The 11,173-nt window shown below is 71.6% G+C and carries 11 protein-coding genes and 1 pseudogene; 4 read left to right on the top strand and 8 right to left on the bottom strand.

The features are described from left to right. Window positions 1-5: 5 nt before the first annotated feature. Window positions 6-1,295, bottom strand: coding sequence for a sugar ABC transporter substrate-binding protein (locus tag BLU02_RS13485; protein WP_060922337.1), 1,290 nt, complete (start codon window positions 1,293-1,295; stop codon window positions 6-8). Window positions 1,296-1,442: 147 nt separating this feature from the next. Here BLU02_RS13485 and BLU02_RS17920 point away from each other — a divergent pair. From BLU02_RS17920 to BLU02_RS13465, 4 genes and pseudogenes are all read left to right on the top strand, one after another. Further along, window positions 1,443-2,715 (top strand): annotated as a pseudogene (locus BLU02_RS17920) (LCP family protein). Window positions 2,716-2,745: 30 nt separating this feature from the next. Beyond that, entirely contained in the window at window positions 2,746-3,606 is an 861-nt protein-coding gene (locus tag BLU02_RS13475; protein WP_060922338.1) for a spermidine synthase, read from the top strand. Window positions 3,607-3,687: 81 nt separating this feature from the next. Next, entirely contained in the window at window positions 3,688-4,215 is a 528-nt protein-coding gene (locus BLU02_RS13470) for a hypothetical protein (protein ID WP_025104424.1), read from the top strand. Between the two features lie 44 nt (window positions 4,216-4,259). After that, complete coding sequence (locus BLU02_RS13465; RefSeq protein WP_060922339.1) at window positions 4,260-4,748, top strand: SprT-like domain-containing protein; 489 nt, start codon at window positions 4,260-4,262, stop codon at window positions 4,746-4,748. A 31-nt stretch (window positions 4,749-4,779) separates the two neighbouring features. Here BLU02_RS13465 and BLU02_RS13460 read toward each other — a convergent pair whose 3' ends face one another. The 7 genes from BLU02_RS13460 to BLU02_RS13430 form a co-directional block, all read right to left on the bottom strand. Continuing rightward, on the bottom strand, window positions 4,780-5,322 hold the full coding sequence (locus BLU02_RS13460; protein ID WP_082750066.1) for a DUF3054 domain-containing protein: 543 nt from the start codon (window positions 5,320-5,322) through the stop codon (window positions 4,780-4,782). 26 nt (window positions 5,323-5,348) lie between these two features. Then, on the bottom strand, window positions 5,349-6,008 hold the full coding sequence (locus BLU02_RS13455) for a 2-phosphosulfolactate phosphatase (protein WP_060922340.1): 660 nt from the start codon (window positions 6,006-6,008) through the stop codon (window positions 5,349-5,351). Between the two features lie 18 nt (window positions 6,009-6,026). Next, the gene (locus BLU02_RS13450) at window positions 6,027-7,487 is read right to left on the bottom strand and encodes an ABC transporter permease (protein ID WP_060922341.1); all 1,461 of its coding nucleotides are present in this window, start codon (window positions 7,485-7,487) and stop codon (window positions 6,027-6,029) included. Beyond that, the gene (locus BLU02_RS13445; RefSeq protein ID WP_060922350.1) at window positions 7,484-8,245 is read right to left on the bottom strand and encodes an ABC transporter ATP-binding protein; all 762 of its coding nucleotides are present in this window, start codon (window positions 8,243-8,245) and stop codon (window positions 7,484-7,486) included. The genes BLU02_RS13450 and BLU02_RS13445 overlap by 4 nt, the downstream gene beginning before the upstream one ends. A gap of 168 nt (window positions 8,246-8,413) precedes the next feature. Beyond that, window positions 8,414-9,049 carry a response regulator gene (locus BLU02_RS13440; RefSeq protein ID WP_060922342.1) on the bottom strand — a complete coding sequence of 212 codons (636 nt, stop codon included), beginning with the start codon at window positions 9,047-9,049 and terminating at the stop codon, window positions 8,414-8,416. Next, window positions 9,046-10,227, bottom strand: coding sequence for a sensor histidine kinase (locus BLU02_RS13435; RefSeq protein ID WP_060922343.1), 1,182 nt, complete (start codon window positions 10,225-10,227; stop codon window positions 9,046-9,048). Before BLU02_RS13435 ends, BLU02_RS13440 begins: the two co-directional genes overlap by 4 nt. A gap of 54 nt (window positions 10,228-10,281) precedes the next feature. After that, complete coding sequence (locus BLU02_RS13430) at window positions 10,282-11,073, bottom strand: class I SAM-dependent methyltransferase (RefSeq protein WP_060922344.1); 792 nt, start codon at window positions 11,071-11,073, stop codon at window positions 10,282-10,284. Between the last annotated feature and the right edge of the window lie 100 nt (window positions 11,074-11,173).

Here is an 11,173-nt window from a genome sequence, read left to right as displayed (position 1 = left end):
GTTCCTTACTGGTTGAGCAGTTCGGTCATCTCGGCGGCGGCGTCCTTCGTCGCGGTCGCGACGTCCTTCTGCCCGCTGAGGATGGCCTGGATCATGGCGTTGGTGGTCTTCTTCGCCTGCACGGCGCCGAAGTTCGGCGTGACCGGGACGGACGCGCCGCCGTCGACCATCTGCTCGGCGAACGGAGCGACGAGCGGGTCGGTCGAGGCGAGGGCCTCCTCCATCGCGGACTGGACGCCCGGGAAGTAGCCGGTCTCGTCGGACCACTGCTCGGCGAACTCACCGGTGGTCATGAGCTTGACGAACTCCCACGCGAGGTCGGCGTTCTTCGTGGTGTTGAACACCGACAGGTGCGAGCCGCCGAGCACGGACGGAGCGATGCCGCCGTCCTGGCCGGGGATCACGGCGGCGCCGATCTTGCCCTCGAGCTCGGGGTTGGCCTCGATGAGGGCGTTCGGCGTCCAGGAGCCGGAGAGCATCATCGCGACGTTGCCCTGCGTGAAGGCGTCCCGGAGGTCGGTCTCCTTCCACGTGGTCGCACCGGCCGACGAGAAGCCGTGCTCGGTGGCCAGGCCCGTGTAGAACTCGATGCCGGCCTGCGACTCGGCGCTGTCGAGCTCGCTGGTCCAAGTGTCGCCGTCCTTCGTGGCGATCTCGCCGCCGGCGCCCCAGACCCAGGGGTAGACCTGGAACTCGGCGTCACCCGCGACGGGGAAGGGCAGCATGTCGGGCTTGGCGGCCTTGATGGCCTCACCCGCGGCGACGATGTCGTCCCAGGTCTTCGGAGCCTCGAGACCGAGCTCCTCGAAGACGTCGGTGCGGTAGACGATGGAGCGGACACCGGCGTACCACGGCATGCCGTACAGCTCCTTGTCGTAGGTGCCGGCGACGGCGAGGCCCTCGACGAGGTCGTCACGCAGGCCGTCTTCGGCGTCGACGTACTCGTCGAGCGGGAGGAGCGCGCCGGCGTCGGCGAACTCCGCGGTCCAGGTGGTGCCGGTCTCGGCGATGTCCGGGGTGGTGCCACCGGCGATCGAGGTGACGAAGCGGTCGTGGGCGTCGGCCCACTGGATCTCCTCGATGGTGACCTTCGCTCCGGTCTCCTCCTCGAAGGCGTCCGAGACCTTGTCGTAGAAGGCGGTCGCGTCGGGGTTGGTCCCCTTCATGATCCAGACCGTCAGCTCCTGGCCCTCGCCATTGGTCGAGCCGTTGTCGCCGCTGCCGCCGGCGCAGCCGGCCAGAGCGATCGTGGCAGCGGCGCCGAGCGCCACCGCCGGAAGAATGCGCTTGTGCATGGGGGGATCTCCTCTTTGAAAGTCCAGGTGTGCATCGGGTGCGTACCGGGGATAGGAAAAAGTATTCACGACTAACTAATTCCCTGCAAGTTCCTCCCAGAATCGTCATACCCCCGTAACATCAGGCCTCCGGGGTAGGCTCCCCGCATGCCCCGCCGTGGATCAGACGCCGACCGCCCTCCGCTCCCCCGGCACGCACCGCCGTCGACGCGCGGCCGGACTTCCCGGGTCCTGCGGGGCCTCGCGATCGGGCTCGCCGTCGTCCTCGTCTCCACCGCGGCGGTGGCGGGATTCCTCGTCTGGGACGTCTTCAACCGCGTGGGCGACGGGGCCGTCACCCTGGAGGGCGCCCCGCAGGTCGACCCGCCCACCCTCGGCGCGTATCCCGACGACAAAGCCTTCAGCCTCCTCATCGTGGGGACGGACGAGTGCGGCCCGAAGGCCACCGCACTCTTCGACGAGCGCTGCGCCGAGGCGGACGGACTCAGCCGGAACGACGTGAACCTCCTCGTGCACGTCTCCGCCGCACCCCGGAACGTGACCGTCGTCTCGCTCCCCCGCGACCTCGGCGTTCCCGTACCGGAGTGCACCCGTGAGGACGGCTCCGTCGCATCCGCGATGGAGAAGGCATCGATGAACTCGCTGTTCGAGCACGCCGGCCTCTCCTGCATCGCGAAGACCGTGAGCGAACTGGGTGACATCCCCGTGGAGTTCGCCGCCAAGATCAGCTTCGACGGTGTCATGGCTCACGGACGCAATCGGCGGCGTCGAGGTCTGCATCGCCGGCGACGGCATCCGCGATCGTCACACCGGCATCGACTGGCCGGCGGGCCTGCGGACGGTCTCGGGCGTGGAGGCCCTCCAGTTCATCCGCACCCGGCACGGCGTGGGGGACGAGAGCGACCTCGCGCGCATCTCCAACCAGCAGCAGTACATGTCACGGCTGGCCAAGAAGGTGCTCAGCGAGGACACTCTGACCGACATCCCCAAGGTGCTTCGCCTGACGAACGCCATCGCCGACAACATCGATCCCAGCGACGAGCTCGCCGACCCGCTGCGCCTTGCCCAGCTCGCACTCGCCCTCAAGGATGTGAACTTCAGCGACTTCGTGTTCGTGCAGTACCCGAACGTCGTCGACCCGTTCGACGACGACAAGGTCGTGCCGGACGAGGAGGCCGCGGCCGCGCTGTGGGACGCGGTGCGCGCTGGCCGCCCCCTGCAGCTCACCGGCGACGTGACGACCCATCGCGGCGTGGAATTGGTCACCCCCGCACCCACGGCGCCGGAGACGCCGGAGACGCCGGAGACGGAATCCACTCCCGAGGCGAGCGCCACGCCGGACGCGCGCGCGACGCTCCCGCCGGAGGTGTCGGGTCAGACCCTCGAGCAGGAGACCTGCGCGGTGGGCAACCAGCGCTGACCACCGCGCCCGCGGCGTAGGCTCGACAGCATGGGACGGACGCGAGCACGGGACGCCGAGCACCCGCAGGCCCGCCTCGACCACGGTGGTCTCGCCCGCATCGTCCCCTCGGAGTTCACGAGCGGCTTCGAGCTCGTCGTGGACGACACCCCGCAGTCGCACGTCGACCTCGACGATCCCACGCACCTGCACTTCGAGTACATCGTGCGGATGGGGGCGGTGATCGACCAGCTCCGCCCCGGTCCGCTCACCGCGGTGCACCTCGGCGCCGGGGCCCTCACCATCCCTCGGTACATCGACGCGACCCGCCCCGGGTCACGCCAGCAGGTCATCGAGCTGGAGGCCCCGCTGGTGCAGCTCGTCCGCGAGCACCTCCCGCTGCCCAAGGGGGCGGCCATCCGGTTGCGCATCGGCGATGCGAGGGAGGGGGTCCGTAAGCTTCCGGCGGCCCTGCACAGCGCCTGCGACCTCGTCGTCTCGGATGTGTACTCGGGCGCGCAGACGCCCGCTCACCTCACGAGCGTGGAGTTCTACCGGGAGCTCGCCGCGCTGCTCGCGCCTGGCGGCGTCCTGCTCGTCAACGTCGCCGACGGTCCCGGTCTCGCGTTCGCCCGCCGACAGGCCGCGACCATCGCCGAGGTCCTTCCCGAGATCGGGATCCTCGCCGACACCCAGGTGCTCAAGGGCCGCCGCTTCGGCAACCTCGTGGTGGCGGCCTCCGCCGCCCCTCTCCCGACGGAGTGGCTGCCGCGGATGCTCGCCGCGGGTCCGCATCCGGCGAAGATCGCCCAGGGGGACGAGGCCCGCGCCTTCCTCCAGGGCGCCCGGATCGTCACGGACGCCGACGCCGTCGCGTCCCCGCGACCCGATGCGTCGCTGTTCCTCCGCTGACGTGGCGCGCCGCCCCGAGGAGCGCGGAAGCGGCAGGCAGACTGGACGGGGACAGGTGCGGGGACGCGCGGAAGGAGAGCAATGAGTTTGATCCGGGGATACGACCGGGAGAGCCTCCGCGAACAGGTCGATCTCGACGAGTGCGCGGCACGCCTGGCCGAGATCGAGGAGCAGCGCAGCCTTCCCGCCCTGCTGGAGCGGGTCTGGCTGCTGAAGGTGCTGGGACGCCTCGACGACGCCCTCGCGCTCGCCGACGAAGCCGTGCGGCAGGCCCGGATGGCCGGCACCCGCAAGGACGTGCTCCGCGCCCGTGTACTGCACGCGACGATCCTGCAGTACCGGGGCGCATACGCCGCGGCCGAGCAGGAGCTGGCGACCTGCGCCGCGGAGGCGGAGGGGCAGCGCTGGCTGTCGATCGCCGCTTTCGCCTATCAGCACCACGGCAAGAACGCCTACGACGCCGAGGACTACGAGACCGCGCGGGAGAGCTTCAAGCAGTCGCTGTTCCTGCGGCGCGAGTCCGGCGCGGAGGACCGGGAGCTGGAGACCGTGCTCCTCGCCATCGAGGCCGTGGAGCGCCGTCGTCCGGCACAGCTCGTCGCCGGCTGACGTCGTTGCGCCCGAGTGTCCGCGGCATGCCTTAGCCTGAGCGCATGGCGGAACTTGACCGCGTGCGCGTCTGGGGCGAGGCACTGATCCGGTTGCATCTCGACGACAGCTGGTCGTTCGACTTCGACCATGCCAAGCGTCGCGCCGGCCAGTGCGACTACACACGCAAGCGCATCACCGTATCGCGGTATCTCGCCGCCCGCTTCGAGGACGACGAGATCCATCAGGTGCTCCTGCACGAGGTGGCCCACGCCCTCGCCGGGCACCAGGCCGCCCACGGCCCCACCTGGAAGCGCGTGGCCCGCGACCTGGGCTATGTCGGCGGCACGACGCACCGCGGGGAGACCGCCGTCGAGCTCGCTCCGTGGGTGGGCCGCTGCCCGGCCGGTCATGTCACGTATCGACACCGCCGCCCGAGCCGGGCCACGTCCTGCGCCCGCTGCTCCCGCACGTTCGATGCCCAGCACCTGTTCGCCTGGACGCGTCGCGAGATCACGACCGACGCCCGCCTCGCCGCGCAGGCCCCGCGCTGAGGGCCGAGGGAGCGGGGCCGCCGCTCCCGCTTCAGTCGGAGGAGCTGCCGGAATGCGGCTTTTCCTCGGAAGCGGAGGTGTCCCCCTCGGCAGGCGTGGCGTCCTCCGCGTCCGCGTCAGCGGCCGTCGGAGCAGGCTCCGCGGCTGCGTCCGGGTCCGCCGCGGAGTCGACAGCCGCGGGAAGTCCTGTTCCGCTCTCGGTCTCGGTCTCGCGAGGGCTGCGGCGTCGACGGACGAGCGCGGCGAGACCACGCCAGCCGAGCAGGAACGCGCCGAGCACGAGCGTGGCGACGATGATGAAGGGCAGCTCCGCGGTGTCGCCGCTGACCAGCCGCAGCAGCATCCCGCCGACGACCGTCACCGCCCAGACCACCGCGCCCCACGGCAGCGACCACGGCCGACGCGGCCGTCCAGGGAGCAGCAGCGCGGCGGCGTGTCCCAGCAGCAGGGCCACGAGGAAGGGCCAGGCCGTGAGGAGGAACCCTGCCGGGTCCTCCTGGTGGGAAGCGCGGCCGATGGCGGCGAAGACGAGGACGAGGACGGCATCGACGAGGAGAGCGGGGAGGAACCTCATTCCTCGACCCTACGCGGATCGCGTGCTCACTCGAAGCGCGTGAACCGCCCGTCGCGCAGAACGGGGACCGCGTCCACCGCATCCAGGACGGCCGCGTCGGCGGTGCTCGTCGGCACCAGTCCGGCGGCCCGGATCCGGTCCGTCGCGGAGACCCCGGCCTGCAGCTCGCGTCCGGAGCCCGTCGCCCCGATCAGGTGCTTCAGCGCACGCCGCAGGGCGCGGAAGCCCTCTGCGGCCACCGCGGCGTCCGGGGCCGTGTGGTCGATGCCGAGATCGGTGAGCGCCGCGGCGATCGCTCCGGCCCCGAGCTGGTCCTCCACGGCGACGCGCAGCTCGCCCGCGGCATCGAGCTCGCCGGCCGGGATCAGCGCCACCGAGGTGCGACCCTGGCGGCGTTCCTGCTCCACCTGCACGGCCCTGGCCACGGCACCGGCGTTGCGGATCGCTCCCAACAGCACCGTGGCGCCGGTCGGGGCGGCGGCTGCCACCGCCGCCCCATTCCGCGACCAGTCGAGCGCTCCGGCCAGCTCGACCTCCGCTCCCGCGGCCACCGCATCGGCGACCGTCGAGGAGAACCGGAGGACGTCGATCACCACGACGACGTCGGCCGGGGCGAGACGGGCGAGCCCGGACACCCCCCAGTCGAGTCGGACCTGATACGGGGACTGATCGAACGGCGACGGCATCCGTCCAGCCTAGAGCCGTCAGTCGGCCGCGAGCGCCTCGACGGGAGCCACCCTGGTCGCCAGTCGGGTCGGCGTCGCGGCGGCCACGAGCGTGAGCAGCGCGGTCGCGGCGACGATGATCACCACGGGGAGCCACGGCACCTGCGGGGCGATCAACCCGGCGGGCGTGAACTCCGGAAGGACGGGCACGGAGCCGAGCAGCGACTGCGCCGCGATCCACCCGTACAGCACCCCGAGCACGAGACCGGTGAGGGTCGCCGCCACCGTGATGTGCGTCGCCTCCAGCAGCACCATGCGGCGCACCTGGCGGTTGGACAGACCGATCGAGCGCAGCAGTCCGAGCTCGCGGCGCCGCTGCACGACGCCGATGGTCAGGAGGTTGACGAGGCCGACGGCCGCGATCACGGCCGACACCGCGACGAGCACCATCATGATGGCCGCGAAGGCGTCGTACGGCGCGAAGAACTCGGCCGGGATCTCCTCCGTGGTCTGGCTGGTCATCAGGCGCTTCGACGACTCCAGCGCCACCGCGAACATGGTCACCAGGGTCACGCCCATGACGACGCCGATGGCCATCCGCGACGACCGCTCCGGGTACCGCAGAGCGTTCTCGGCCGCGAGACGCGCGGTCGCGCTCGAGCCGAAGAGGCGCCCCACAAGCCGGAGCACCGGCGGCATGAACAGCACGGACCCCAGGGCGAGTCCGGTGAAGGAGAGGATGCCGCCGAAGAACGCGACCACGACACCGAGCGGTGTGACGAGTCCGAGGACGACGCCGCCGGCGAGCAGAGCCGCGCCGGAGATCAGCAGCACCCAGGCCCCGACATGGCGGCCCTTCCGCCCGGAGACCTCGTCGCGCGTGCGCTCCACCGCGCCGCCCAGAGCCTGCAGCGGCGTCACCGCGAGCACGCGACGCGAACCCACCCAGGCGGCCGCCCAGGTGGTGAGCGCGACGCCGACCGCCGGGAGGGCGAGAGCGGGCTGGGCGAGCGAGAAGGACGACGGCGAGGTGGCGACGAGCTGTCCGCCGAGCTGGACGGCCGCCGCGGAGAGGAGGAGTCCGGCGAGCAGGCCGAGCCCCGCGCCGAGGAGCCCGACGACGAGCCCCTGCCGGCCGACCTGCGCCCGCTGCGAGCGCGCGGTCGCCCCGATGAGACGCATCAGCGCGATCTGCCGGGTGCGTCCCGCGATGATCGTCGAGAACGTGTTCGCCGTGACGATCGCGGCCACGTACATCGCGACGGCGGTGAGCAGCACCGACAGGATCGCGACGACGACCGCGAGCGTGCCGCTGTCGCCGATGAACGGATCGGCCTGGAGGACGGCGCCGATGTAGGCCGTGATCTCGACGAGGAAGACGCCGAACGCCGAGGACAGCGCCGCGACGAGGACGCTCGCGCCCATGCCGCGGTCACGGAGCCAGGCCAGCCGGGGTCCGGTCGTCCGCGTCTCCGGGACGACCGTGGCGAGCGCAGTCATGCCGACACCTCCGCGGCGAGCATGTAGGCCGAGATCTGCTCCGCGGTCTGCCGCGGGTGATCCGCCACGATCCGGCCGTCGCCGAGGTAGAGCACCCGGTCGGCGTGGCTCGCCGCGATCGCGTCGTGCGTGACCATCGCGATGGACTGGCCGTGCTCCCGGCTGGCGGCCGCGAGCAGGCGCAGCACCTCCCGTCCGGTCTGAGAGTCGAGGTTGCCCGTGGGCTCGTCCGCGAACACGAGGTCGGGGGCGGTGGCGAGGGCTCTGGCGATGGCGACGCGCTGCTGCTGTCCGCCCGAGAGCTGGTGCGGCCGGTGGCCGAGGCGCTTGCCGAGGCCGAGCGTCTCGATGAGGCCGTCGATCCGTGCCCGCTCGATGGCGCTGGGGCGGCGGCCGTCGAGCTCGAACGGCAGCAGGATGTTGCCGAGGGCGTCGAGCGTGGGGACGAGGTTGAACGCCTGAAAGATGAACCCGACGCGGCGGCGGCGCAGGATGGTCAGGTCGAGGTCGCCGAGACCCGTGATCTCGTTGTCGCCGATCCACGCCCGCCCCTCCGTCGGACTGTCGAGGCCGGCCATGATGTGCATGAGGGTGGATTTGCCGGATCCGGACGGACCCATGATGGCGGTGAACTGTCCGCGGCGGATACCGACGCTCACATCGTCGAGCGCGCGGACGGTGCCCTCGCCCGAACCGTAGGTCTTCTTCAGGTGCTGGACGCGGGCGGCGAGCCCGAGGTCGGTGGTCGTGATCTCCATGTCCACGACGCTATTTCCGCGCCCCCGGCCCCCGCGTCGCCCGCCGGGAGCATCCCGCTACATCGGGAGGATGATCCCGCGTCCTCCCGACCCACCCCCTTGCGCGCCTCCCACCCCTCTACGGGCCGCCGCAAGGGGCCGGGTCGAACGGAAGGGGGTGGGTCGGCGTCAGGCGAGGCCGTGCTCGAAAGCGAACACGACGAGCTGCACGCGGTCGCGGAGCGCGAGCTTCGTGAGGATGCGGCTGATGTGGGTCTTCACCGTGGCCTCGCTGAGGAACTCCCGCGCGGCGATCTCGGCGTTCGAGAGCCCCCGGGCGGCGAGCGCGAAGATCTCCCGCTCGCGCTCCGTCAGCTCGGCGTACTGCGGCGGCACGGGCTTCGGAGCCTCCGCGAAGTGCTCGAACAGTTCCCGGGTCGCCGAGGCCGCGATCACACTCGATCCCGCGTGCACGGTGCGGATCGCGGCGAGCAGGAACTCCGGATCGGCGTCCTTGAGGAGGAAGCCGCTCGCCCCCTGCCGGATCGCCCGGGCCGCCGCCTCGTCGAGGTCGAACGTGGTGAGCATGACGATGCGCGGGGGTTCCGGGCGGGACAGGATCTCCGCGGTCGCGGTCAGCCCGTCCATGACCGGCATCCGGATGTCCATGAGGACCACGTCGGGCCGGGTCGCGGCGACAACGGCGAGCGCCTCCTGCCCGTTCCCCGCCTCCCCCACGACCTCGAGGTCCGGCTGGGAGGCCACGAGCATGCGGATCCCGGCCCGGAACAGCGCCTGGTCGTCGACGAGCACGACTCTGATCACTGCGGGGCTCCGATCGGAAGGCTGCTCTGGACGACGAACTGCGCACCACGGCGCTCGGCTTGCAGACTACCGCCCACGAGCTGCGCCCGCTCACGCATGCCGATGAGGCCGTGTCCTCCGGGGGCCCCCGGCATCGACTCCGGCGAGACGGTGTTGCGGACCTCGATGTCGACGCGATCGGGGAGCCATGCGAGATGCACGTCCACCGCGCCGTCGCCGTGGCGGATCGCGTTGGTCAGCGCCTCCTGGAGGATCCGGTAGACCGCGAGCTGGATCGCCCCCGGCGGCTCCCCCGGGGGCATGGGGTCGACGGTGACCCGCGGCTCGATGCCGGCCTGGCGCACCTGGGCGAACAGCGTCTCGAGGTCGGCGAGGGTCGGCTGCGGACCGTCCCCCTGCCGATGACGGAGCTGGGTGAGGAGCATCCGCACGTCGCTCAGGGCTCCGCGGGCGGTCTGCGCGATCGTGCCGAGGGCCTCCGTCGCGATCTCCGGCTTCACCGCCGCGGCATAGCGGGCACCGTCAGCCTGGGCGATGACGACCGCGAGCGAGTGGGCCACGACATCATGCATGTCCCGCGCAATGCGCACCCGTTCCTGCTCCTCGGCGGCCAGGGCCTCGGCCTGCAGCTGCGCCGAACGCGTGCGCCGGTTGCGCAGCACGACCCGCCAGAGGAGACCGCACACCCACGCGAACCCCAGCGCCATGATGGAGGCCGCGACGAGCAGGGTGCCGCCGGTCACGAGCTCCCATCCGCTGCCGGAGCCGAACATGACGCCCCCGACGACAACCATGTACAGCGCGGCGACGATGCCGCCGACGATCACCGATCCGAACCCCCACCAGAGCACGCGGCGGGTGCCCCACGCGGAGGTCGCGTACAGCACGAGGAGGATCGCGAAGTCGGTCGGCAGCGGCCCGAACCCGGCGAGCATCTGCACGATGGCGCCGGCCCAGGCCGCGGCGAGCGCAAGACCGGGGGCCAGGCGTCCGATCGCGACACCGCCGAACAGGAACACCGACGACGAGATCAGACCGATGACGTTGACCGCGGAGGACCCGGCCAGGTCCGGTTGGGGCGCATAGAACACGACCCCGAGCGGCGTCAGAAGCGCGAACAGCAGCACCGCCCCGACGATGTCGAGGACGAGGCCGGTACGGGACAGCGGACGGATCACTCCCCCACGCTACGCGAGCGCCCGGGGACTGGCATCCGTCGCGGGATGTATCCGTCAGGCGCGGGCGAGGATCTCCCCATGCGGCACGAGGAACCAGCCGTCGCCGTCGTCGGACCAGCGCTTCCAGGCGTCGCTGATCTCCTGCAGGTCGGCGGCGGAGGCCATCTCCTGGTCCACGAGCTGCCGCGCGAGCGCCGACTCCAGGATGCGGTCGGCCCACATCCCGCCCCACCAGGCGCGCTCGGACGGCGTCGCGTAGCACCAGGTCGACGCGGTCGCCGAGACGTCCTCGAAGCCCGCCGCCCGCGCCCAGGCCAGGAGGCGGCGGCCGGCGTCCGGTTCTCCGCCGTTCGCCCGGGCGGCGGCGCGGTACAGCGCGAGCCAGCGGTCGATTTCCGGAAGCACGGGGAACCACAGGAAACCCGCGTAGTCGGCGTCGCGGGCGGCGATGAGTCCCCCGGGCTTCGCGACCCGGCGCATCTCCCGCAGCGCCTGCACCGGATCGGCGACGTGCTGCAGCACCTGGTGCGCGTGCACGACGTCGAAGGAGTCGTCGGCGAAGCTCAGCGCGTGCACGTCCTCGACGGAGAAGGCGATGTTCGTGACGCCTCGCGCGGTGGCGAGGTCCCGGGAGAGGGACAGCGCAGCATCGTCGATCTCGGTCGCCATGACGTGCGCGACCACACCCGCGAAGTCCACCGTGATCGACCCGGGTCCCGCTCCCACGTCGAGGAGCCGGGTTTCTGCCGTGAGGTGCGGTCGAAGGTAGGCCGCCGAGTTCGCGATGTCCCGCACACTGTGCGAGCGGAGGACGGATTCGTGGTGTCCATGCGTGTACGAGGCCATGCCCTCAGTCTGGCACTCCCGCCGACCCACCCCTTTCCGTGTGTCCCGGCCCCTTGCGGCCGTCCGGAAGGGGCCGGGTCGGCGCGAAAGGGGTGGGTCG

It is taken from the genome of Microbacterium paraoxydans, assembly GCF_900105335.1.
GTDB classification, from domain to species: domain Bacteria; phylum Actinomycetota; class Actinomycetes; order Actinomycetales; family Microbacteriaceae; genus Microbacterium; species Microbacterium paraoxydans.
Note: the sequence above shows the minus strand (reverse complement) of the source record. Positions and strands in the feature narration are given on the sequence as shown.

What these genes read in the sequence shown, in the direction of transcription:
- BLU02_RS13460 (WP_082750066.1), bottom strand. Translation starts at nt 5,322, where the DNA reads ATGAGGTTCCTCCCCGCTCTCCTCGTCGATGCCGTCCTCGTCCTCGTC.
- BLU02_RS13465 (WP_060922339.1), top strand. Translation starts at nt 4,260, where the DNA reads ATGGCGGAACTTGACCGCGTGCGCGTCTGGGGCGAGGCACTGATCCGG.
- BLU02_RS13485 (WP_060922337.1), bottom strand. Translation starts at nt 1,295, where the DNA reads ATGCACAAGCGCATTCTTCCGGCGGTGGCGCTCGGCGCCGCTGCCACG.
- BLU02_RS13450 (WP_060922341.1), bottom strand. Translation starts at nt 7,487, where the DNA reads ATGACTGCGCTCGCCACGGTCGTCCCGGAGACGCGGACGACCGGACCC.
- BLU02_RS13470 (WP_025104424.1), top strand. Translation starts at nt 3,688, where the DNA reads ATGAGTTTGATCCGGGGATACGACCGGGAGAGCCTCCGCGAACAGGTC.
- BLU02_RS13455 (WP_060922340.1), bottom strand. Translation starts at nt 6,008, where the DNA reads ATGCCGTCGCCGTTCGATCAGTCCCCGTATCAGGTCCGACTCGACTGG.
- BLU02_RS13430 (WP_060922344.1), bottom strand. Translation starts at nt 11,073, where the DNA reads ATGGCCTCGTACACGCATGGACACCACGAATCCGTCCTCCGCTCGCAC.
- BLU02_RS13475 (WP_060922338.1), top strand. Translation starts at nt 2,746, where the DNA reads ATGGGACGGACGCGAGCACGGGACGCCGAGCACCCGCAGGCCCGCCTC.
- BLU02_RS13445 (WP_060922350.1), bottom strand. Translation starts at nt 8,245, where the DNA reads ATGGAGATCACGACCACCGACCTCGGGCTCGCCGCCCGCGTCCAGCAC.